Consider the following 23,926-nt stretch of genomic DNA (forward strand, 5'->3'; position numbering starts at 1 on the left):
TTTTTGTGAAAATCGCAAATATGAAACATCAAGAAATTCTATTAGCAAGAATTAGAAATCAAATGCCAAAAAACATTTCACTAAATGATGAAATTGCTAAAATATTAGATATTAGTTACGATGCGGCTCATCGACGTGTATCCATGAAAAGTAAATTTTCAATTGAAGAAACAATCACACTTTGCAAATATTATTCAATATCAATGGATACTTTATTTGGTGATAAAAACTATTTACTTGTTGAAAAAACAAAAAAAATAGAAACACTTTCAGATTTCAAAGATTACTTTAGAAAAACAAACGAAGTGCTGTCACATATGGACACCCAAGAAACTACCATATATTATGCAGCAAAAGATATCCCAATGAATTATACAGTTTCTGGAACCTTATTTTCAAAATTTAAATTTTTTATTTGGTTCACCCTCTTAAACAAAAAACAATCGTCTAGTTTTGAAAAATTCACCTTTGAGGAATCTGTTTTAAATGAGAACAATAATCTTAAAACATTTTTTGAAAACACCAAAAGAATAGAAATTTGGAATGATACAACTATAAATAGTTCTTTACAACAAGTCAATTATTTTTTTGAAGCTGGTCTTTTAAATTATAAAAACGCCCTTCTTATTTTAAAAGACATAGCAGAAATCATAAATAGCATTGAAAAGAAATGCGAATTAGACACTCATGATTTTCAACTATATTATAACGAGTTACTCATCTTAAACAATTCGGCTTTATTTACTTCAAAAGAAAAATCGGCTTTTTTTCTTCCTTACAATGCTTTGGGATATTATGTAACTTCTGATCTTAAAACATGTGAAGAACAAGAACAATATATCACAAATCAAATTTCAAACTCAAAATCACTCAATCAATCTGGGAAAAAAGACCGAAAAATTTTCTTTAATAAAATGCATCAAAAAATTGAGTTCCATAAACAAAAAATTGAAAACTATATATTAGAATAATTTTTTTGAAACTTTTGTAACTTTTTTACAACTTCTTGCGTATAACATATAAGAACTTTTAAAAGTAAGGAGAAAATTAAATGAGACAACTTAAAATTACCAAGCAAGTTACCAATCGTGAAACTGCTTCTTTAGACAAATATTTACAAGAAATTGGAAAAGTTGACCTTATAACTGCTGACGAAGAAGTAGAATTAGCACAAAAGATTAAAGCCGGTGATCAAAGAGCTTTAGAAAAATTAACAAAAGCTAATTTACGTTTCGTAGTATCTGTAGCAAAACAATATCAAAATCAAGGACTTACACTTCCTGATTTAATTAACGAAGGAAATTTAGGATTAATAAAAGCAGCTCAACGTTTTGATGAAACACGTGGATTCAAATTCATTTCATACGCTGTATGGTGGATTCGTCAATCGATTCTTCAAGCTTTGGCAGAACAATCTCGTATTGTACGTTTACCATTAAACAAAATTGGTTCTATCAATAAAATCAACAAAATGTATGCCTTATTAGAGCAATCTAATGAGCGTCCGCCTTCTGCTGAAGAAATTGCAAAAGAATTAGATATGACTGTAAATGATGTAAAAGAGTCAATGAAAAACTCTGGCCGTCATTTATCAATGGATGCACCTCTTGTTGAAGGAGAAGATTCTAACTTATACGACGTTTTACGTTCAGGAGAATCTCCAAATCCAGATAGAGAATTAATTCACGAAAGTTTACAAACTGAAATCGAAAGAGCGTTAGAAACTTTAACTCCTAGAGAAGCTGATGTGGTTCGTTTATATTTTGGTTTAGGCGATCAACACCCAATGACATTAGAAGAAATTGGAGAAACTTTTGACTTAACTCGTGAACGTGTTCGTCAGATTAAAGAAAAAGCGATTAGAAGATTAAAACATACTTCTAGAAGTAAAATATTAAAAACGTATTTAGGATAATACCTAAATTACAGCAACAACAGTCTAAGACTGTTCGTTTTTTGATTGATGATTGAAACTCCGGCTGATTACCGGAGTTTTATTTTTTAAAAAACTTCAAAATTTAACATTCCAAGTTGAATATTCAAAATTCAAAAAATGAAAGTTTATAATTTGTACATTTGCAAAAAGATTGAATATTCAATGTTGAACAACGAATTTTGAAATCTACAATAAACAACATAACTACAACATGAAAAACACACTTATTGCTCCTTCAGTCCTTGCGGCTGATTTTGCTAATTTACAACGCGACATTGAAATGATTAACGCTAGTGAAGCGGATTGGTTTCACATTGATGTAATGGACGGTCATTTTGTTCCTAATATATCATATGGAATGCCTGTAATTCAGGCTATAAAAAAGCATGCCACTAAACCATTAGATGTTCATTTAATGATAGAAAAACCAGAGAGATACATTGAAGAATTTGCAAAAATTGGCGCTGATATTATAACTGTACATTATGAATCTACGGTTCATCTTCATAGAACATTAAGACAAATTAAGGCTGCTGGATGTAAAGCTGGCGTTGTTTTAAACTTAACCACACCCGTTTCTGTTTTGGAAGATATTCTACCAGAATGTTACATGGTGCTTATTATGTCTATAAATCCTGGTTTTGGGGGTCAAAAATTTGAAGAAATTACTTATCAAAAAGTAAAAAAACTTAAAAAAATGATTACAGAGCAAGGTTTAGAAACTCTAATTGAAATTGACGGTGGCGTAACCAATAAAAATGCAAAACAATTAGTTGAAACTGGTGCAGATGTTTTAGTGGCAGGAAGTTACGTATTTGGAGCAGAAAATCCGATAGCGACTATTGCTGATTTAAAAGAAATCACCAAATAATATAAAATAAAACCTGACAGGTTTTTGAAACCTGTCAGATTTATTAATACTGATCAATCAAATACTTTATTAAATCGGTTGTGGTTATAATTCCGACCAGCAAATCTCCTTCACAGACAGGCAATGCATGAAACTCTTTTGACGCTAAAATTTGAGCCGCTTCTTTAATTGTAGTTTCAGGAGAAATAGAAACTAATTTTTTGGCCATTACTTGCTCAACCGTAAACATATTATAAACTGTTGTATCTACATCATCCTCATCCTCAATTGCATCTGCAAAAGAAATCCGAAGTAAATCAGTATAACTTAACATTCCAATAATTACATTGCCATTTACTACAGGAATGTGTCTAATATGATGTTTTTTAAATAATATTTCAGCTTTAGTTAAATCATCAGAAAGGTTTAATTTAACTACATTTTTTGTCATAATTGATGACACCGGAACTGACTTTTTCATAACTAACTTTTTTAATGATATAAATTTACTCAATAAAAAAAAGTAAAAACATGACAGATATCAGTATTTAAATTTCTGAAGCAATAAAATATTTTTCATTATAATTAATCATGTGCTTGACTTTTAGAAAAATACTTGGAAATTTAGATTTAAATTCTTGCGGAGACTCAAAAAAATATTCTAACAATACCGCAACAAATTCAAATTGATTTTCATAAGCATAGTCGCGTAAAAATCCTGAAGTTATTAATTGTTCTTTTAGTTGCGGATTTGAAACTACTTTAAATAAATTCTGAAGCGATTCATTAAATAAAACAGCTGTTGCTTTGTCGTTTTTTAATGAATGAATATGAAAAGCATGTGTAAACTCATGTAATCCCAAATTCAAATTATCATTTGTAATTTCTATACCTTCTTTAAAATGTTTCCATGAAAAAACGATGCTCTCTAATCTTGGATTAAATTCCCCTTTGTGATAATTTTCTGTTTGATCAGAATAATAAATATCAGGAAAAATAATAATTCTTTTGAATAGCGGATTTAGGTAATCTCGCATTCCAAAAGTTAACATAATTGCGGTTCCTGCAATAGTAACTTTCATTTCCTCGGTTACCGAAATATCTCTACCTACAAACTCATAAGTATTAATAAAATTTGCAATTCGATGTTCGAAATAACGTTTGTATTTAGGCTTTAATTGCTTGTAAAATTGAAAATTTTGAGTCAAAATTTGTTTCTGCGATTCTTGTAATTGGTAGAAATTTACATTTGCAAAAACCACTAAAGGTTTTTTATAGTTTCGCAAATAAATAATTTCAATTACATAAAACGAAAAGAACAAAAATAAACTTAATAAGGGTGTGATTAGAATGAGCATTCCAATATAATCACCAAATACTAGTTCATACTTGTCTTCCGGAAGTAATGCAATTAAGTTGCTTATCATATTTACAAATAACGTAAAAAAAAGTATGTTAAAAAACAAAAAACGTCAAAAAAATTTGACGTTTTTGTATCCGAAAGTGACCTCGAAGGGATTCGAACCCCCAACCCTCAGAGCCGAAATCTGATATTCTATCCAGTTGAACTACGAAGCCATTTTTTTAAGTAAATAGTGCAAAGTGATAAGCTAATTTATCTTCTTACTTTTCACTTTGCACTATTACTATTCTATTAAACTAATAATTTCTTTACAATTCCAGAAATCACTTTTCCTTCCGCTTGTCCACCAATTTGATCTGAAGCCAATCCCATAACTTTTCCCATTGAAGCAATTCCTGAAGCACCTGTTTCTGCAATAATTTTAGCAATTACAGCCTCTACTTCTTCTTCTGATAATTGAGCAGGTAAGAATTTTTCAATTACTGCAATTTGAGCTAATTCTGGCTCTGCTAAATCTGGACGATTTTGCGCGGTGAAAATTTCAGCACTATCCTTACGCATTTTTACTAAACGCTGTAACATTTTTATTTCTTGATCTTCAGACAATCCATCTCCAGCACCCGCTTCCGTTTTTGCTAAAATAATTGCAGATTTAATCGCTCTTAATGCTTCTAAAGCCACGCTATCTTTTGCCTTCATAGCTTCTTTCATGTTGTCCATGATTTTTACTTCTAAACTCATATCGTATTTTTTTAATGTAGTTGATATCATGTTAAAACCCATTCAACAGGCTTAACAAAAGCAATGCAAAGGTAATAAAAAAACCCAAAGATTGCTCTTTAGGTTTTATATAAGGTAGGTTAATTTAATGGAGATTAATCCACATTATCATGAAGAAATGAATTGTTTGAACGAAGTTGTACATCATCATTACTATCAATTCCTAACGACATTCTTGATTGATTATTTGTGTTAGGAGTTGAAGTAATATCAATTCCCATTCTTTTATAAGCCGGTTCTTTTTCAAATTCATCAATTTGCGAATTGCTATTGTTGAATTTGTGATTGAACTCTTTCATTTTTCTTTTACGTTCTTCCGCTCTAAATTTTAACGATTCTTCAATCGACATTTCAAGAGGTGAAACAGCATCAAACTGAATATTGCTTTCTAGTTTTTCAACTTCTTTTTTCATCGTGAAGTTTAATTCTTCATCTAATGGTTCAGCAACAACATCTACTGGTTTAGAAGCAACTAATTCACTTTCTTTTTCTAAATAATCTTCTAATGAATATTTGATGATTCCAGATTGATTCACTTCAGTAACAGGAACCACATTAATTGGATCTTTCACTTCCATTGAACGCGTTTCTTCTGTCAAATCAAAAACAATAGTACTTTCTTGTTTAATTTCTGCTTTTGTTTCAAATAAATCAAATGAAAAATTAATTTCTTCTTTTGCTACAACAAACTCAGGGTCTTTAACTTCAATTTCTCTAATTTGAGGTGTAATGATTTCAAAAGTTGGTGCTACATTTGGACTAACTATCTCAAAAGTTACATCAATATTTTTTAAAAAATCTGAGGTAGGAACTAAATCAATTGTAGCTACAGGTGTATGAATTTCAAAAGTTGGCTCTTCTACCTCTTCTAAAGTAAAAACAACTTTCTCTTCAACTTCATCACAAATAGGATTAATGATATCTGCCTTAATTTCTTCAACTTTAGGCGTTTCAAATATAGGATCAATAACAGGTAAACTAGAAACTGTTTTATTCAATAATTCGTGAACAATTTTTTGTTCATCTTCTAATGAATGAATGATTTTTTTTGGCTCTTGATTAACGATTTCAGCTTGTTGTTCAATATTAAAACCTGTAGCGATTACAGTAACAGATATTGAGTTTTCAAGTTTTTCATCTTCGCCTAAACCCATGATTATATTTGCGCTATATCCTGCTTCGTTTTGAATATATTCGTTTATTTCGCTGATTTCATCGATACTAACTTCATTTTCTTCACCAACACCCGAAACAATAAGAAGTAAAACTTGTTTAGCTCCTGTAATTTTATTGTCGTTTAACAACGGAGAATCTAAAGCACTAGTAATAGCTTTTTTTGCTTTCCCTTCACCTGAAGCAACTGCTGAACCCATAATAGCTGTTCCGCTATTAGCAAGTACTGTTTTAGCATCACGTAAATCGATGTTTTGAATATAATGCTGTGAAATTACTTCAGCAATACCACGAGCTGCTGTTGCCAACACCTCATCAACTTTAGAATAACCAGATTTATAACCTAAGTTACCGTATACTTCACGCAATTTGTTATTATTGATAACTATCAAAGAATCTACTTGCTTTCTAAGGCGGTCAACTCCAGCTAGTGCTTGATCTGAACGATTTTTACCTTCAAATTGAAAAGGGATAGTAACAATACCAACTGTTAAAATATCGCGTTCTTTTGCTAATTTAGCAATAATAGGAGCTGCTCCAGTACCTGTTCCTCCACCCATACCAGCAGTAATGAAAATCATTTTGGTATTGGTATCTAACATTTTTTCTATTTCAGCAATACTTTCAATAGCAGATTGTTGTCCCACTTCTGGGTTTGCTCCAGCACCTAAACCTTCTGTTAAACTTACGCCCAACTGAATTTTATTTGGTACAGGACTATTTTGTAATGCCTGAGAATCAGTATTACAAACTACAAAATCAACACCTTTAATACCTTGCTTAAACATGTGGTTAATGGCATTACTACCTCCACCACCAACGCCAATTACTTTAATTACGTTAGATTGGTTTTTAGGTAAATCAAATGAAATGTTTCCAAATTCTGACATAGTATCTCCTTTTATTCTGCGTTATCTAAAAATTCTTTAATCTTATCAATGTACTTATCAAAAAACGAACGTTTGATTTTATCATCGGTTGTTTCTGTTTTGATAGGTTGAGTTGCTTTTGGTTCCTCTTTTTCTTCCTCAATAATTGGCTCTTCAATTACAACCTGAGGACGAGTCACCACAACTGGCTCTTCTTTTTTCATTTCTACAAACGGAGTAGCACTTTTTGTATTGTTTCGAATACTATTCATTACTAAACCTACCGCTGTAGCGTATAATGGGCTCGACAATTCCTCGTCTGAATCTCCTGCTAAATGCTCATTTGGATATCCAATTCTAGTATCCATACCTGTAATGTATTCTACCAGTTGTTTGATGTGTTGCAATTGCGCTCCACCACCTGTTAAAACAATACCTGCAATTAGTTTTTTCTTAGGATCTTCGTGCCCGTATAATTTCACTTCCGCATATACTTGCTCAATAATTTCTACGACTCTAGCGTGAATAATTTTTGACAAGTTTTTTAGCGAAATTTCTTTCGGTTCTCTACCTCTTAACCCAGGAATAGAAACAATTTCGTTGTCTTTATTTTCTCCTGGCCAAGCAGAACCAAAACGAGTTTTTAATAACTCGGCTTGTTTTTCGATGATTGAACAACCTTCTTTAATATCTTCCGTAATAACGTTTCCTCCAAAAGGAATAACTGCTGTATGACGAATGATTCCATCTTTAAAAATGGCTAAATCTGTTGTTCCACCACCTATATCTATCAAAGCAACTCCTGCTTCTTTTTCTTCCTGACTCAATACTGCATCAGCAGATGCTAATGGTTCTAATGTTAATCCAGATAATTCTAATCCAGCACTTTTAACACATCTTCCCAAATTTCTAATGGAAGCTGCCTGACCTACTACTACGTGAAAACTAGATTCTAATCTTCCGCCGTACATTCCGATAGGTTCTTTAATTTCGGCCTGACCATCAATTTTAAATTCTTGTGGCAACACATGGATAATTTCTTCTCCTGGCAACATCGCTAATTTATGAACCTGCCCAATTAAAGTATCTATGTCTAAATCGCCAATAACTTCTTCTGAATTAGGACGACTAATGTAATCGCTATGTTGAATACTACGAATGTGCTGTCCTGCTATACCAACAACAACATCATTAATTTTGTATCCAGAATCGTTTTCAGCATCCGTAACTGCTTGTTGAATAGATTGTATTGTTTGCGTAATATTATTTACAACTCCTCTATGAACACCTAAACTTTTAGATTTTCCTACTCCAAGAATCTCTAGCTTACCGTATTCATTCTTCTTACCTATCATCGCTACAATCTTAGTTGTACCGATATCTAATCCTACTGCAATGTTGTCTTTGTTCATAACCTTACTTCTATTTCTTACAAACCACTTGTTGTGTAAACATCACGTTCACTTCTTTATAACTTTTAATCACTGTATCCTTTATCGCATGTTGAAAAAAGGCTTTATAATTCTTAAGTTTTTTTTCAACATTTATTGGTTTCCCAAATACTATTTTATAATCATAACTTCTGTTGGTCAACACCACATTTCCTGAAGTCATAATTTGTGCACCAGTAATATTTTTGCTTAAAAAATCATCTTTTTTGATTTCATTAAACAAAAACAAAAACGGTTTACAATTCCTTTCACTTATTTCACCAGTAACTAGTGGAACTCGTGCTGAAAAATTTTCAGACAACGACATTCTATTCCCTTTTGAATCAAGGTAATAGCTTTCATCATCAGTAATAACTCTTACGATTGGGGTCTTTTGAGTAATACGCGTACTTAGAAATCCATCTATTGTTGAAAAAACTTGTGCTTTTTCAATCATCTCGTGATCATCGAGAACAGCTTCTAAAGTATTCAAATCTACTTTATCTTTTTGAATAGTTGAAGCACCTCCAAATTTTTGTATTAACAAGTTATTAACCATTTCATGTGTTAAAAACATATTTTCGTTTGACTCAAATTTGATATCTATCTTGCTGATTTTACGCTCACTATTCCTTTTTAACGAAAAAGCAAACAGAAAAATCATCACAAAAACGACTAAAATTAAGCGAACAGTATGCCAATTAATTTTTTTCATGGAGCGTTTTTTTAATATTTTTTACCAACTCACCAATATCCCCTGCACCAATAGTTATAAACACTTCCGCATCTGAAATTTCAAAAGCCGTGAACAACTCTTCTTTACTAACTAATTTTTTATTTGGATTGTTAATTTTACTCAACAACCAGGTCGAATTTACCCCTTCCATTGGCAACTCGCGAGCTGGATAAATTTCCAATAATAAAATCTCGTCGAATTGGCTTAAACTTTCTGCAAAACCATCTACAAAATCTTTCGTTCTACTAAACAAATGTGGTTGAAAAGCAGCAATGATTTTTTTACCCGGATATAATTCACGAACCGCTTGATGCACTGCCTTAATTTCGGTTGGATGATGTGCATAATCATCTATATAAACCAATTTTTCTTCTCTAATTTGGAAGGAAAAACGTCTTCTTACTCCTTTAAAACTTGCTAAACCAGCAATGATTTTCTCATTGGAAACACCGTAAGATTTTGCCATTGCAAAAGCCAATAGTGCGTTAGTCAAATTATGATGACCTGGCAAACCAAATTTTACATTTTCAACTACTTCAGTAGGCGTTTTAACATCAAACGCATAAAAACCATTTTCAATGCGGATGTTTTGAGCTGAAAAATCAGCATCATTGTTAACTCCAATCGTATTTCCTTCTAATCGCAATCCTTTGATTACGTATAAATTATCACTTGATGTTTTAGCTGCAAATTCTCTGAACGATTCTTCAATACTTGCAGCATCTCCATAAATATCTAAATGATCTGCATCCATTGAAGTTACGCAAGAAACATTGGGATGTAAATGCAAGAACGAGCGATCAAACTCATCCGCTTCAACTACCGTAACGGTTTTTCCTGAGCCGATTAAATTAGAATTATAGTTTTCAACTATTCCGCCTAAAAAAGCTGTTACATCAACTCCACTTTCATATAAAACATGCCCTAAAATACTTGATGTTGTTGTTTTTCCATGCGTTCCTGCAACCGCAAAACAGTAGGTATCTTTCGTAATAATTCCTAAAACTTCAGCGCGTTTTTTTATATTGTATTCTCTTTCAACAAAATAATTCCATTCTGAATGCGAAACTGGAACGGCAGGCGTTACGATTACTAATGTATTTTCTACATAAAAATCAGAAGGAATTAAATTGATATTGTCTTCAAAATGAATTTCTAAACCGATAGCTTGCAATTCATCTGTTAACTGCGTAGGTGTTTTATCATAACCCACTACTTTTTTTCCAATGTATTGAAAATAGCGCGCTAGAGCACTCATTCCGATGCCTCCGATTCCGATGAAATAAACGTTATGTATTTGATTTAGATTCATATTTTTTTGTTTCAGGTTTCAAGTTTGCTTTGTTTCAGGTTTTACAACTTGAAACTTGGAAGTTGAAACATTTACACTAATTTCATTATCTCTTCAACAATATCTTTAGTTGCGTTTGGTTTGGCTAATTTCTTTATGTTTTGACTTAATTCTAGTTGCTTGCTTTCATTTGAAATTAAATCGGAAAAAATCGTTTCAAATTGAGTTTCTAATTCGGATTCTTTAATTAAGATTGCTCCGTTTTTATCTGAAATTGCTTTCGCATTTTTAGTTTGATGATCTTCAGCTACGTTTGGTGATGGAATAAAAATCGTTGGTTTTCCAACAATACATAATTCCGAAACGGATGAAGCACCTGAACGAGAAATCACAACATCGGCAGCAGCATAAACCAAATCCATTTTATCAATAAACGCTACTACTTGAACGTTGTCTTTCTCATTGTATTTTGAGTAATCGTTCAAATATAATTTTCCGCATTGCCAAATGATTTGGATGTTTTGACTCAATAAAAAATCTAATTCTTTTTCAATTAATTGATTGATTCTTCTGGCGCCTAAACTTCCTCCTAAAACTAACAGTGTCTTTTTATTCGCGTCTAGTTTAAAATAAGCAATAGCTTCACTTTTACTCGCTTCGTTAATTAAATCTTGACGTACTGGATTTCCTGTCAAAATCATTTTATCTTTTGGAAAAAAACGTTCTAAATTTTCATAAGCCACACAAATTTTATTCGCTTTTTTAGCTAATAATTTATTTGTGATTCCTGGATAGGAATTTTGCTCCTGAATAACCGTTGGAATACCCAACATTGACGCTACTTTCAACACCGCTCCACTTGCAAAACCACCAGTTCCGATTACCACATCGGGTTTGAAATTTTTGATTATTTTAAACGAATTCAACAAACTTGAAGTCAACTTCAATGGAAACATTGCGTTATCTAAAGTTATTTTTCGTTGAATTCCTGCAATCCACAATCCTTTGATAGCATAACCTTCCTGAGGTACTTTTTGCATTTCCATTTTATCTTTGGCACCTACAAAAAGGAACTCTGCTTCTGGAAAACGAAATTTTAATTCGTTTGCAATTGCAACTGCCGGATAAATATGTCCGCCAGTTCCGCCGCCACTTATTATGAATCTTGGTTTTTTCATTACTTTTTATTTAAAACTGCGTTCATTGGATTTTGTCCGTTTACTAACACATCTCCATTTTCGTCTTCAATCAAAGATTCTCTGATAGAACTTTTAATATCATTTATTTTTTGCTGATTTTCATCGGCTTCTTTTTCTTCATTCAATGCTACTTGCGCATCAATAATTTGTTGTAATGCTTCATCTCGTTTGCGTTTTTCTTCTAAATCTAAAGCGACTTCTTCTTCTTTCTTCGTAACGCTTAAAATAATTCCAATAGCGATACAGGTCATCCAAATCGAAGTTCCTCCACTACTAATCAATGGCAATGGCTGACCGGTTACTGGCAATAATTCCACAGCAACTCCCATGTTAATAAATGCTTGAAATATGATTGGAAATCCGAGTCCGATGATTAATAATTTCCCAAACAAACTAGAAGCTTTTTGAGCATTTATAATAAAACGAATGAACAATAACAAATACAATCCGATAATTCCTAAAGCACCAACTAACCCATATTCTTCCACAATAATTGCGAAAATAAAATCGGAAGAAGACTGTGGTAAAAAGTTCTTTTGTACACTTTTTCCAGGACCCAATCCGTAAATTTTTCCGGATGCTACTGCAATTTTTGCTTTTTCAATTTGATAATCATCTTCGTTTGGTGTATCATCAAAAAAACTATCTACACGATTCATCCAAGTATCCACACGATTAGGCATCGCATCTGGAAAAGCCTTAGCCACCAAAACAAACATCGTCAAACTTACAATACCAGCACCAATTATAATTCCTAGATATCGCATGGGATATTGTCCAATAAAAACCAACATACACACCATTGAAAAAATCAAAGCTGTAGTAGAAAAGTTAGCCGGAAGGACTAATGCTAAAATAGCAAAAACAGGCGCCCATAATTCCAACAACGAATCTTTAAACGAATATTCTTTATCGCTTACTTTAGCTAAATAACGTGCTACATAAATCATTAATACAATAAATGCTAGCGTAGAAGTTTGAAAACCAATACCAATAAAAGGAATTTGAATCCAACGACTGGCATTAGCTCCGTCAATAACAGTACCTTTGAATAATGTATAAACTAACAACAATATTACTAATGGAATTCCAAATATAGAAAATGCTTTAAAGTAATGGTAGGGTGTTTTGTGAATAAAAAATATAATTCCGAAACCTAACATTACATGTACAAAATGCTTAAACAAATAACCAATTGTAGTTCCTTTTCCTATAACATAAACTAAATTGGTACTCGCACTATAAACTGGCAAAAAAGAAACCAAAGCCAATAGAAAAACTATGGCCCAAATGGTTTTATCTCCTCTTATTTTACCAATGATATCGAACATTTTTTATTTTTTTAAAACACATTGGAACATCGTTTTTTTCCTAGATTGTGTTTAGTTATTGCATTTTCAATAGTTAACAGTAGATTTTACAAATTAAATATTGCTTGTTTGAATTGTTGTCCTCTGTCTTCGTAGTTTTCAAATAAATCGAAACTTGCGCACGCTGGTGACAACAAAACAGAATCTCCTTTTTCTGCTAAACGTTGAGCTAATTGAACAGCTTCTGACATGGAAGTAGTTTCTACCATCACATCTACCACATTATTGAATGCATTAATGATTTTTGTATTATCAACACCCAAACACACAATTGCTTTTACTTTTTCTCGAACTAACGGCATCAATTCGTCATAATCATTTCCTTTGTCAACACCACCAACAATCCAAACCGTTGGCGTTGTCATACTATCTAAAGCGTAAAAAACAGAATTTACATTCGTTGCCTTAGAATCGTTGATGTATTGCACACCTTGAATTTTCAATACTTTTTCTAAGCGATGTTCAACACCTTGAAAATTAGTCAAACTTTCTCTTATGGTCTGTTTTCTAATATTCAACAATTGTGCTACAGCAGTTGCTGCCATTGCATTCTTTATATTGTGTTTTCCTTCTAAAGCTAGTTCGTTGATTGGCATAGTAAATAGTTCTTTATTAATTGTGCTGTTAATGTTGTTATCTTCTAAAAATGCTCCTTGATTTTCTGGTTTTGTTATCAGTGAAAAAGGAACTTTATTTGCTTTAATCTTGTTATTTTTTAACCAATTTTGAATCGCTTCATCTTCATTATCATAAATCAAATAATCGGCTTCGGTTTGGTTTTTAGTAATTCTAAATTTAGAACCGATGTATAAATTGTAATCGTAATTATATCTGTCTAAATGATCAGGGCTAATGTTCATAATAATCGCAATATGAGGCTTGTAATTGATAATACCATCTAACTGAAAACTACTTAACTCCAACACATAAATATCATGTTTGTTCTCGGCTACTTGCCAAGCAAAGCTTTTTCCAATATTACCCGCCAATCCAACATTTAAACCCGCTTCTTTCAACAAATGATATGTTAAAAGTGTAGTGGTAGTTTTACCATTACTTCCGGTAATTCCAATTGTTGTAGCATCGGTAAACTGAACAGCCAATTCAATTTCAGAAATTACTGGAATTTCTTTTTCGATTAGCTTTTTTACGATGGGTGCTTTTTCAGGAATTCCTGGACTTTTCATTACTAGATCGGCATTCAGAATTAATTCTTCTGTGTGCTTTTCATCTTCCCATGCGATTCCATTAATACTAAGAACTTCTTTATAATTTTCTTTTATTTTACCAAAATCCGACACAAAAACATCATATCCTTTTTGCTGACCCAAGATGGCGGTTCCTACGCCACTTTCGCCTCCTCCTAAAATTACCAGTCGCATGTTATCTTAATTTTAAAGAAACAAGTGAGAAAATCGCTAATAGAATTCCAACAATCCAAAAACGAGTAACAATTCTACTTTCGTGATAGCCTTTTTTCTGATAATGATGATGTAAAGGTGACATTAGGAAAATACGTCTTCCTTCGCCGTATTTCTTTTTAGTGTATTTGAAATAACTCACTTGAATCATGACAGATAAATTTTCAGCTAAGAAAATTCCACAGATTACTGGAATTAATAGTTCTTTACGAATAGAAATTGCGATTACTGCAATAATCCCACCTATGGTTAAACTTCCAGTATCACCCATGAATACGGATGCTGGGTAAGCATTGTACCATAAAAACCCAACTAAAGCTCCAACAAAGGCCGCAATGTAAACCGTCATTTCACCTGAATTTGGAATATACATGATGTTTAAATAATCGGAAAATATGATATTACCCGAAACGAAAGTGAATAACCCGAGTGTCAGTACCGAAATGGCAGAAGTTCCTGCTGCTAAACCATCAATTCCGTCGGTTAAATTAGCGCCATTTGAAACTGCTGTAATGATTAAAATTACCATTGGAATAAAAATCAACCAAGCATAATTTTTATAATCATCTCCCATGAACGACAATACTTCTGCATAATCAAATTCATTATTTTTAAAAAAAGGAATGGTAGTAGCAGTCGATTTTTCTTCTAAATCTGATGGTTTAATATTGTTTTCGATTTTAACTCGTGATGTTAATGTATCTTTTCTAACTGTTACATCTGGACTCAAATACAAAACGGTGCCCACAATTAAACCTAAACCAACTTGCCCAATTACTTTAAAAATTCCTTTTAAACCTTGTTTGTCTTTTTTGAATATTTTGATATAATCATCAATAAAACCAATTGTACCCATCCAAAGAGTAGTTACAATCAACATAATTATATAAATATTATTCAACTTAGCCAATAACAAAACCGGGATTAAAGTTGCTAAAATAATAATGATTCCTCCCATTGTAGGCGTTCCTGCTTTTTGTGTTTGGCCTTCTAAACCTAGCTCACGAACGGTTTCACCTACTTGTTGGCTTCTTAAGTAATTGATGATTTTTTTTCCATAAATCGTTGCAATTAACAACGATAAGATAAAAGCTAATGCCGAGCGAAAAGTAATGTATTGAAACACTCCTGCTCCAGGAACATCAAAAGCTTTGTCTAAGTATTTAAAGATGTAATATAACATAGTTTAAAAGTTTATGGTTTAAAAGTTTAATAAGGTTGAATCTTGAAAACTTTAATGCTGTTATTTTATTTATTTAACTGTTTTAATAATTCGGTTACTATTTGTAAATCATCAAAATCATGGCGTACTCCATTTATTTCTTGATATGTTTCATGACCTTTTCCTGCGATTAGTATAATATCGTTTGGATTTGCCAATTGACAAGCGGTTTTAATGGCTTGCTTCCTATCTAGAATCGAAATTGTTTTTTTGAAATTTTGAGGCTCTACTCCTTTTTCCATTTCTTCGATAATTGTTTCTGGATTTTCGGTTCTTGGGTTATCTGAAGTAAAAATGGCTTTATCGCTCATGGACGAAGCAATGTTTGCCATGATGGGTCTTTTTGTTTTATCTCTATCGCCACCACAACCAACAACAGTGATTAACTGCTCATTTTTTGTGCGAATATCTTCAATGGTTTTCAAAACATTTTCCAAAGCATCAGGCGTATGTGCATAATCTACAATAGCAGTGATTTTGGAATCTGAAACAATAAATTGAAATCGTCCTGAAACACTTTCTAATTCTGATAGTAGTCGTAATGCTTCATCATTTTTAATTCCTAATTCAACAGCTACTCCATAAATAGCCAGTAAATTATAGGCATTAAACGAACCAATTAATTTGACCCAAACTTCGTTATCATTGATTTTTAAAAGTAAACCTGTAAGTTGATTTTCTAAAATTTGCGCTTTATAATCGGCGTATGATTTTAAGGCATAACTAAGTTTTTTTGCTTTCGTATTTTGAAGCATTACCAACCCGTTTTTATCGTCGATATTGGTAATTGCAAAAGCATCTTTAGATAAACTATCAAAAAAAGATTTCTTTACATCACGATATTCAGCAAACGTATTATGATAATCTAAATGATCGTGAGATAAATTGGTAAAAACACCACCTGTGAAACGCAATGCTTCAGTACGTTTTTGATGAACACCATGCGAAGAAACTTCCATAAAACAAAATTCGCAGCCATCTTGAATCATTTGATCCAAATAATAATTCAGCGTCAAAGAATCTGGCGTAGTGTGAGTTGCTTTGAATTCTTCGGTGTCAACCATGATTTTAACAGTTGATAACAAACCTACTTTATAACCCGCTTTCTTAAACAATTGATATAATAATGAAGCAATTGTTGTTTTACCATTAGTTCCTGTAACGCCAACTAATTTCATATTTTCGGAAGGATTATCGTAATAATTAGCGGCTAAAAATGCCAATGCTTCGTTAGAATCTTTTACTTTAACGTAAGTAACCCCATTTACAATCACACTCGGAAATTCCTCACAAACAACAGCAATTGCACCAAGACTTAATGCTTTTTCAATATAATCATGACCATCAGAAAGAGTGCCTCTAATCGCCACAAAAACATCGTTCAATTCAATTTTTCTTGAATCGAATTCAATTTTTGAAATAGTAATATCGGTAGCTCCATGAACTGCTTCAATCCCTACTTTATATAATATATCTTTTAATTGCTTCACGATAATTCAATTATGATTGTTTGATTTTTATTAAAAGCTTGTCCTGATGTTAAAGATTGTTTTTTTACTCTTCCCATACCAATCACCTTCACTTTTAATCCTAAATTTTCTAATAATGCTAAAGCATCCATTCCGTCCATTCCTTTTACATTTGGAACAATTTTGGTTTCCTTTTCAACTTTTTTGTAATAGCTATTATAGCTATTCTCTTGTGAAACCAATTTTGCATCAATATTTTTTACATGATTTGTAGAAGGAGAATCGGTAAATATTTTTTGAGCAATTCTTTTGAAAACAGGTCCAGCTACATCCCCTCCATAATATCCTGCTGCAACGTTAGGCTTATGAACAACTATGATGCATGAATATTTAGGCTCATTTGCTGGAAAATAGCCCACGAATGATGAAGCATAATACATTTTTGATTTGTCTTTATATCCCACTTGAGCGGTTCCTGTTTTTCCCGACATAGAGAAATCTTTAGAATAAAGTTTAGAACCTGTTCCTTTTTTTACTACATTTTCTAAAATCGCTTTTACCTTATTCAGCGTTTCTTGTGTGCAGATTTTTGGATTAATTACTTCTGTATTGTACTTTTTAATGGTTTTATTCCATTCTTTTATTTCACTAACAAAAATTGGTTTTACCATTACTCCATTATTAGCAACAGCATTATACAATGTTAATGTTTGTAGTGGAGTTACTGATAATCCATAACCAAATGCCATCCAAGGCAAGGCAACACCTGACCAACGATTTGTACCTGGCTGAGGAATTATAGGCTTTCCTTCTCCTTTTATTGGTAATCCTAAGGGTTTATTTAAACCATAGCTATTTATTCTATCCACAAATTGCTTTGGATTATTTTTATAATTATTATAAACCGATTGAACCAATACTGTATTTGATGAAACTTCAAACCCTTTAGCTAACGAAATTTTACCATAACCTCCAGGTTTAGAATCTTTTACTTTTCTACCAAAATATTCAATTACGCCCCCTTTAGAATCGTAAACTGTACTGGTATCTGCCTTTTTATCATCTAAAACTGCTATTAAATCAACCAATTTAAAGGTCGAGCCCGGTTCATGCGATTCGGTAATGGCATAATTTTGTGTTTCATAGTATGAACCATCCTCGGCTCTTCCTAAATTTGAAATCGCTTTTATATGTCCAGTTTTTGTTTCCATTACAACCACACAACCGTGATCTGCAGTATAATATTCTAATTGTTTTAATAATGCATGGTGCGCAATATCTTGAATATAAACATCTATAGTTGAAATAATATCATAGCCATCTTGCGGCTCTTTTTCGTTGATGTCGCTAATAGGTTTCCATTGATTTTTTGCAATTTTTTGCATCAAACGATGACCGTTTTTTCCATTCAGATAATTACGGAAAGCATATTCTAGTCCTTTTCCATCTTCGTTAGAACGCTCATAACCTATTGTTCTTTTTGCAATGAGTCCAATTGGATGTTCTCGCACAATTTTTGGTTTAATAATAAGACCGCCTTTGTTAGCACCTTTATTAAACAACGGAAATGATTTCAAACGTACTTGCTCGGTATAACTTAATTTTTTAGCCAAAAAAACATAGCGGCTTTTATTAGCTCTAGCACGTTGTAATTTTGCTTGATAATGTCCGGAAGATTTTCCAAACATAACCGATAACGAATCGGAAAGCCCTTCTATATTTTCTTTAAAATTTTTATCTGAAGGCGCTACCGCATCAAAATAAACGGTATACTCAGGAATTGATGTTGCCAATAAACTTCCATCTGAAGAATACACATTTCCTTTATTGGCTGGAATTGTGAAATTTTTAACCGTTCTTTCTTTGGCAAGTTGACGGTAGTATTTTCCTTCTACCCACTGAATATTGTTAAGTTTAATCAAAATAAATACAGCCATCATGAAAAACACAACAGCTACAAAATACATGCGATACGATATTTTTTTATCTTCTATTGCCATATTTTTAATTTATCCCAAAAACCTTTTTTACTTTCTTTATCTTCAACTACAATTTTAACAGGCGGAACTTCAGAAGGCAAAATATTACGCACTTCCATTTTTTTTGCCACAGTAGATTCCATTTTTAATTTCATCAACTCAGAACGACGATCTACAAATTCAGAACGCAATTCTTTTACTTGATTATTTAATTCGGTAATTCTATAATTTTTAGCATCGTATTGATGATTATTAGCAATTGCAAACATTCCTAAAATCACTAAAAAAACAATAAATTTCCAGTTCTTAAGAGCGTCATCACTAATAAGAAACTTAGCTTTTAACAAACTGTAAATTCCGTCTTTCATAGTATTATATCTTTTCTGATACTCTTAATTTTGCACTTCTTGCTCTATTATTGATTGCAATTTCTTCTTCAGATGGTACGATTAGTTTTTCGATGGTTTTAAAAGGAACTTCGAAATTTCCAAAGAAATCGCGTTCTGGTTCACCTTCAAACATGCCATTTTTCACAAATCTTTTCACCAATCTATCTTCTAAAGAATGATAAGAAATCACACTCAATCTTCCACCAGGTTTTAAAATTTCTAACGACTGTTCCAAAAATTCTTTCAACACTTCCATTTCCTGATTCACTTCAATACGAATCGCTTGATAGATTTGTGCTAAAATTTTATTGCTTTTATGTCCTGGTAAAAACTTAGCCAACACTTGCTTAAGTTGCTCAGAATTCTTTATTTCTTTGTCTTTTCGAGCAGTTACAATTACGTTTGCCATAGCTCTGGCGTTTTTTAACTCACCATAATTAAACAAAACACGAGAAATTTCTTGCTCATCATATTCGTTTACCACATGGTACGCACTGATATCGCCTTTTTGATTCATTCGCATATCTAATTCGGCATCAAATCGGGTTGAAAAACCTCTTTCAGCCACATCAAATTGGTGTGATGAAACACCTAAATCAGCTAAAATCCCATCTACTTGCTTGATTCCGTGGAAACGTAAAAATCGTTTTATGAATCTAAAATTTTCATTAATTAAAGTAAATCGTTCATCGTCAATTGCATTTTTCAACGCATCTAAATCTTGGTCAAAAGCGAATAGTTTTCCGTTTTCTCCCAAACGACTCATAATTTCTCTCGAATGTCCACCACCACCAAAGGTAACATCCACATACACTCCATCAGGACGAATATTCAATCCATCAACTGTTTCTTTTAACAATACTGGATTATGATATTCCATCTTCGTCGTCATTTAAATTACCCATTACTTCTTCTGCCAAATCTGCGAAATCATCTGTAGCATTTTCAATCGCGTTTTCGTATTTATCTTTATCCCAAATTTCGATAATATTGATAGCTGAATTCAACACAATATCTTTATCAATTTGAGCAAAAATTACTAAATCTTTTGGAATCAAAAGCCTTCCTGTTACATCAATCTCTACCATTTTAACTCCTGCCGTAAATCTTCTAATAAAATCGTCGTTCTTTTTAACAAAACGATTTAATTTATTGATTTTCAACATCATTTTATTCCATTCGCTCATCGGAAACAACTCCAAACAAGGTTGAAAAACCGAACGTTTCAAAACGAAACCATCCTCTAAAGAACCTAATTGTTTCTTTAGCGACGCAGGTAGCATCAGCCTTCCTTTGGCATCCACTTTACACTCGTATGTTCCGATTAATGTTTTCAATTTTTTATTTCAATTAGAATAAGTACAAATTTAGAAAAATTTTACCACTTTTTACCACAAATTACCACTTTGTTAATAAGTTTTTATATTTTAAAAACTGCTTTACCACTTTTAACAAAAGAATATTTGCAAAATCAAGAAATACGAAGATTTGCAGACATAAAAACGATTCATACAATTCTAAATATTGAAAGCAAAAAACATTCAAAATTGTTGATAACTAACATTTTATGAAAACCAAAAGCGTAAAAATATCGCTATTAAATTTTTCTTTACTTTCTTTAATAAAATAGTATATTTGTCAATCATTAGAACTAATACCTTAAGTGGAATTTATGTTAAGAAAAGAAAAAAAATACACCTATTTTGAAGCTGGCGAAGGAACCCCAATAATCATTCTTCATGGTTTAATGGGCGGTCTAAGTAATTTTGATGGTGTGGCAAATTTTTTCCCTCCTAAAGGATACAAAGTGGTGATTCCAGAATTACCAATTTACACGCAAAATATTTTAAAAACCAACGTTAAAGCCTTTTCAAAATTTGTTAAAGACTTTGTAGTTCATAAAGGATTTGACCAAGTAATTCTTGTAGGAAATTCATTGGGTGGACACATTGGATTGTATTTTACAAAAATGCACCCTGAACTTGTTAAGGCATTGGTGATTACTGGAAGTTCAGGATTATATGAAAGCGGAATGGGTGAAAGTTACCCAAAACGTGGTGATTATGAATACATCAAAAAGAAAGCAGAGGACGTTTTTTACAATCCAGAAATAGCAACAAAAGAAATTGTTGATGAAGTTTTTGCAACGGTTAACGATAGAATCAAACTGATTAAAACCTTAACAATTGCGAAAAGTGCTATTCGTCATAACATGGCAAAAGATTTACCAAAAATGACTACCCCAACGTGTATTATTTGGGGAAGAAATGACAAAGTAACTCCGCCAAATGTTGCCGAAGAGTTTGATAAATTATTACCCAATTCAGAGCTATTTTGGATTGATAAATGTGGGCATGCTGCTATGATGGAGCATCCAGAAGCATTCAATCAAATTTTGTTTGATTGGTTACAAAAGAAGAATTTATAATAGTTCCCCTTTTTGGGGAATTTTATTTTATAGTCTATGAAAATTAATACTGCCGAGTTCGTAATTAGTAATTCAGAAGTTGACAAATGTCCGAAAGATCGGTTACCTGAATACGCTTTTATTGGTCGTTCTAACGTGGGAAAATCATCTTTGATTAACATGTTAACGAACCATAAAAATTTGGCAAAAACATCATCTAAACCTGGAAAAACTCAGTTAATTAATCACTTTAAAATTAACAATAACTGGTTTTTAGTGGATTTACCTGGTTATGGATATGCAAGAGTTTCTAAAAAAGCAAAAGCCGTTTTCCAACAATTTATCATGGATTATTTTGAGCAAAGAGAACAATTAGTTTGTGCCTTTGTTTTGATTGACATACGATTAGAAGCTCAAAAAATTGATTTGGAATTTATGGAGTATTTAGGTGAAAGTGAAATTCCGTTTGCGATAATTTTCACCAAATCTGATAAATTAGGAAAAAACAAAGTCAACAATCACGTAGAGGCTTATAAGAAACAATTATTAGCTGGCGATTGGGCTGAAATGCCTCCTTTTTTTGTGACTTCCTCTTTAGAAGCTATTGGCAGAGAAGGAATTTTACAATACATCGATCAAATTAATGATGATATTTTTAAGAATGAAGGTTTCATTTAAACAATAAAAATAAACGATTCAAACAAAAACGCCACTAACTATTAATTAGTGGCGTTTTTGTTTATGCTTTTAACTCCATTTTTTCTGCAAAATAATCACAAAAATCGCGCATAGTATCCGACATTTTTTCATCGGCAGTAGCGCGTTGAAAAGTATCAGCCATTGCTACTAAAGTTTGATGAAAAAATTGTTTCATTTCATCAACCGGCATGTCTTTTGTCCATAAATCAATACGTAGGGTTTCTTTGGCTTTACTATCCCAAACCGACAACAACAATGCTTTGGCTTCTTCTTGCTCAATTCCGCCATCTTGTGCCGTCCATAATAACTTATCAGGAACATTATTCTCGTCTAAACCTACGGTGATTTTTATATCTGATGTTTTCATTTTAATTAAGGCTTTTTTGGTTTGTATTTTGAATTTTCGAAAATGGTTTTTGCATCCATTGTTAACAATTGCTCTAAAGTAACATCGTCATTATTTTCCATGTAACTTCTAACAATTTGCCAACCTAACCATTGCCCTACTCGTCCAGGAGTTTGGTTGTCTATCTCTAAATAAAATTTCGTAAACGGAGCTGGTTTAATAAAACGCAATTCATTCTTTGGATTTGAATCATATAACAATTTATTCTCCACTAAATTACTCCACATATAATATTCATTTGCTTGGCAAAATTGCAATTTCGTTTCGGTATAACCAATTTTTACAGCATCAGAATAAAAAGGAATTAATTTGTCTTTTACATATAATTCTTTTCCATAATAAATCATTGCAGCAATTAAAGTTCTATCGGTTGGAGGAGCAATTTTACCATAACAAAAAGTTGATACCAAATTAGGTAAAATTTGATTTTCTTCTAATTCCATTTTTTTGTATTCTGGAAAATCCACATAAAAACGATGATCTTTTCCTAAATAACAATCTAAAGAAACCAAAGCCAAAGTATCTACATAAAAAGCTTTCGCTTCAGTATCAACCTCACTAATCAAGGTAATCACTCGAGGTGTTTTATACTTTGGAAAATAGTACTGCACATAGGCAAACAATTTCTCCATATCGTTTTCAATTGGACCCAATGTTGGGTATTTCATTTGTACTTCTTTATACAATTCCTTTAACAATGGATTTTTAAGCTTGTTTACCCAAATAGAATCTGGATTTCCTTCTGGAAAAAAGAAAGGATATTGCGCTTTAATTCCTTGTAAATCTTCTGGTTTTGATTCATAAAAAATTTTGTCAAAACGTTCCACTTTAAATTCGATTGGAATTTTAGCAACAGCTTCATCTACTTGACTATCTTCTTTACATGAAAATAAAGTTATTAAAACAAGAACAAATAATAATTGTTTCATATAGCGTA

Annotated in this window: 23 protein-coding genes and 1 tRNA gene; 5 read left to right on the forward strand and 19 right to left on the reverse strand. The window is 32.1% G+C overall.

The genetic code is table 11. The features are described 5' to 3' along the window. Positions 1–20 precede the first annotated feature (20 nt). The 3 genes from RSE15_RS05915 to rpe all read left to right on the forward strand — a co-directional run bounded on the left by RSE15_RS05915 (position 21) and on the right by rpe (position 2,807). Positions 21–971, forward strand: a complete 951-nt coding sequence (locus tag RSE15_RS05915; protein ID WP_324070100.1) for a helix-turn-helix domain-containing protein — start codon at positions 21–23, stop codon at positions 969–971. Positions 972–1,051: 80 nt separating this feature from the next. Next, complete coding sequence (locus RSE15_RS05920) at positions 1,052–1,915, forward strand: sigma-70 family RNA polymerase sigma factor (RefSeq protein ID WP_153201458.1); 864 nt, start codon at positions 1,052–1,054, stop codon at positions 1,913–1,915. A 232-nt stretch (positions 1,916–2,147) separates the two neighbouring features. After that, on the forward strand, positions 2,148–2,807 hold the full coding sequence (rpe, locus tag RSE15_RS05925; RefSeq protein ID WP_324070103.1) for a ribulose-phosphate 3-epimerase: 660 nt from the start codon (positions 2,148–2,150) through the stop codon (positions 2,805–2,807). A 43-nt stretch (positions 2,808–2,850) separates the two neighbouring features. Here the strand turns inward: rpe and RSE15_RS05930 are convergent, their stop codons facing one another. From RSE15_RS05930 to mraZ, 17 genes are all read right to left on the reverse strand, one after another. After that, on the reverse strand, positions 2,851–3,267 hold the full coding sequence (locus RSE15_RS05930; RefSeq protein WP_324070105.1) for a CBS domain-containing protein: 417 nt from the start codon (positions 3,265–3,267) through the stop codon (positions 2,851–2,853). A 67-nt stretch (positions 3,268–3,334) separates the two neighbouring features. Next, positions 3,335–4,213, reverse strand: coding sequence for a zinc-dependent peptidase (locus RSE15_RS05935; RefSeq protein WP_324070107.1), 879 nt, complete (start codon positions 4,211–4,213; stop codon positions 3,335–3,337). Positions 4,214–4,290: 77 nt separating this feature from the next. Continuing rightward, positions 4,291–4,364 (reverse strand) — tRNA-Arg (locus tag RSE15_RS05940). A gap of 76 nt (positions 4,365–4,440) precedes the next feature. Beyond that, positions 4,441–4,890 (reverse strand): GatB/YqeY domain-containing protein, encoded by a 450-nt coding sequence (locus RSE15_RS05945; RefSeq protein WP_324070418.1) that lies wholly within the window; start codon positions 4,888–4,890, stop codon positions 4,441–4,443. A 134-nt stretch (positions 4,891–5,024) separates the two neighbouring features. Then, a complete protein-coding gene (gene ftsZ, locus RSE15_RS05950; protein ID WP_324070110.1) occupies positions 5,025–6,992 on the reverse strand; it encodes a cell division protein FtsZ in 1,968 nt (655 codons plus the stop codon). 11 nt (positions 6,993–7,003) lie between these two features. Then, positions 7,004–8,383, reverse strand: coding sequence for a cell division protein FtsA (gene ftsA / locus RSE15_RS05955; protein WP_324070112.1), 1,380 nt, complete (start codon positions 8,381–8,383; stop codon positions 7,004–7,006). Between the two features lie 10 nt (positions 8,384–8,393). Then, the gene (locus RSE15_RS05960) at positions 8,394–9,116 is read right to left on the reverse strand and encodes a cell division protein FtsQ/DivIB (protein WP_324070114.1); all 723 of its coding nucleotides are present in this window, start codon (positions 9,114–9,116) and stop codon (positions 8,394–8,396) included. Then, positions 9,103–10,449 carry a UDP-N-acetylmuramate--L-alanine ligase gene (gene murC, locus RSE15_RS05965; RefSeq protein ID WP_324070116.1) on the reverse strand — a complete coding sequence of 449 codons (1,347 nt, stop codon included), beginning with the start codon at positions 10,447–10,449 and terminating at the stop codon, positions 9,103–9,105. Before murC ends, RSE15_RS05960 begins: the two co-directional genes overlap by 14 nt. A gap of 71 nt (positions 10,450–10,520) precedes the next feature. After that, positions 10,521–11,606, reverse strand: a complete 1,086-nt coding sequence (murG, locus tag RSE15_RS05970; protein ID WP_324070118.1) for an undecaprenyldiphospho-muramoylpentapeptide beta-N-acetylglucosaminyltransferase — start codon at positions 11,604–11,606, stop codon at positions 10,521–10,523. Continuing rightward, a complete protein-coding gene (locus RSE15_RS05975) occupies positions 11,606–12,958 on the reverse strand; it encodes an FtsW/RodA/SpoVE family cell cycle protein (protein WP_324070120.1) in 1,353 nt (450 codons plus the stop codon). Before RSE15_RS05975 ends, murG begins: the two co-directional genes overlap by 1 nt. Before the next feature lie 86 nt (positions 12,959–13,044). Next, complete coding sequence (gene murD / locus RSE15_RS05980; RefSeq protein ID WP_324070123.1) at positions 13,045–14,379, reverse strand: UDP-N-acetylmuramoyl-L-alanine--D-glutamate ligase; 1,335 nt, start codon at positions 14,377–14,379, stop codon at positions 13,045–13,047. 1 nt (position 14,380) lies between these two features. Continuing rightward, complete coding sequence (gene mraY / locus RSE15_RS05985; RefSeq protein ID WP_324070125.1) at positions 14,381–15,601, reverse strand: phospho-N-acetylmuramoyl-pentapeptide-transferase; 1,221 nt, start codon at positions 15,599–15,601, stop codon at positions 14,381–14,383. A gap of 65 nt (positions 15,602–15,666) precedes the next feature. Further along, a complete protein-coding gene (locus tag RSE15_RS05990) occupies positions 15,667–17,130 on the reverse strand; it encodes a UDP-N-acetylmuramoyl-L-alanyl-D-glutamate--2,6-diaminopimelate ligase (protein ID WP_324070127.1) in 1,464 nt (487 codons plus the stop codon). Continuing rightward, complete coding sequence (locus RSE15_RS05995; protein ID WP_324070129.1) at positions 17,127–19,109, reverse strand: PASTA domain-containing penicillin-binding protein; 1,983 nt, start codon at positions 19,107–19,109, stop codon at positions 17,127–17,129. The genes RSE15_RS05990 and RSE15_RS05995 overlap by 4 nt, the downstream gene beginning before the upstream one ends. After that, a complete protein-coding gene (locus tag RSE15_RS06000; RefSeq protein WP_324070130.1) occupies positions 19,100–19,456 on the reverse strand; it encodes an FtsL-like putative cell division protein in 357 nt (118 codons plus the stop codon). The genes RSE15_RS05995 and RSE15_RS06000 overlap by 10 nt, the downstream gene beginning before the upstream one ends. A 4-nt stretch (positions 19,457–19,460) precedes the next feature. Next, on the reverse strand, positions 19,461–20,369 hold the full coding sequence (rsmH, locus tag RSE15_RS06005) for a 16S rRNA (cytosine(1402)-N(4))-methyltransferase RsmH (protein WP_324070132.1): 909 nt from the start codon (positions 20,367–20,369) through the stop codon (positions 19,461–19,463). After that, the gene (gene mraZ / locus RSE15_RS06010; protein ID WP_324070134.1) at positions 20,344–20,814 is read right to left on the reverse strand and encodes a division/cell wall cluster transcriptional repressor MraZ; all 471 of its coding nucleotides are present in this window, start codon (positions 20,812–20,814) and stop codon (positions 20,344–20,346) included. Before mraZ ends, rsmH begins: the two co-directional genes overlap by 26 nt. Positions 20,815–21,149: 335 nt before the next feature. Between mraZ and RSE15_RS06015 the strand changes: the two genes are divergently transcribed. Both RSE15_RS06015 and yihA read left to right on the forward strand, forming a co-directional pair. Continuing rightward, positions 21,150–21,905: an alpha/beta fold hydrolase gene (locus RSE15_RS06015; protein WP_416380765.1), complete on the forward strand. Its 756-nt coding sequence runs from the start codon at positions 21,150–21,152 to the stop codon at positions 21,903–21,905. A gap of 36 nt (positions 21,906–21,941) precedes the next feature. Next, positions 21,942–22,562, forward strand: coding sequence for a ribosome biogenesis GTP-binding protein YihA/YsxC (yihA, locus tag RSE15_RS06020; RefSeq protein ID WP_324070138.1), 621 nt, complete (start codon positions 21,942–21,944; stop codon positions 22,560–22,562). A 61-nt stretch (positions 22,563–22,623) separates the two neighbouring features. On the opposite strand, the gene gldC is transcribed toward yihA, so the two are convergent. Both gldC and gldB read right to left on the reverse strand, forming a co-directional pair. After that, entirely contained in the window at positions 22,624–22,950 is a 327-nt protein-coding gene (gldC, locus tag RSE15_RS06025; RefSeq protein WP_262318982.1) for a gliding motility protein GldC, read from the reverse strand. A 5-nt stretch (positions 22,951–22,955) separates the two neighbouring features. Next, positions 22,956–23,918, reverse strand: coding sequence for a gliding motility lipoprotein GldB (gene gldB / locus RSE15_RS06030; protein WP_324070144.1), 963 nt, complete (start codon positions 23,916–23,918; stop codon positions 22,956–22,958). Positions 23,919–23,926: the final 8 nt, after the last annotated feature.

This window comes from Flavobacterium sp., from assembly GCF_035195345.1.
Classification (GTDB): Bacteria; Bacteroidota; Bacteroidia; order Flavobacteriales; family Flavobacteriaceae; genus Flavobacterium.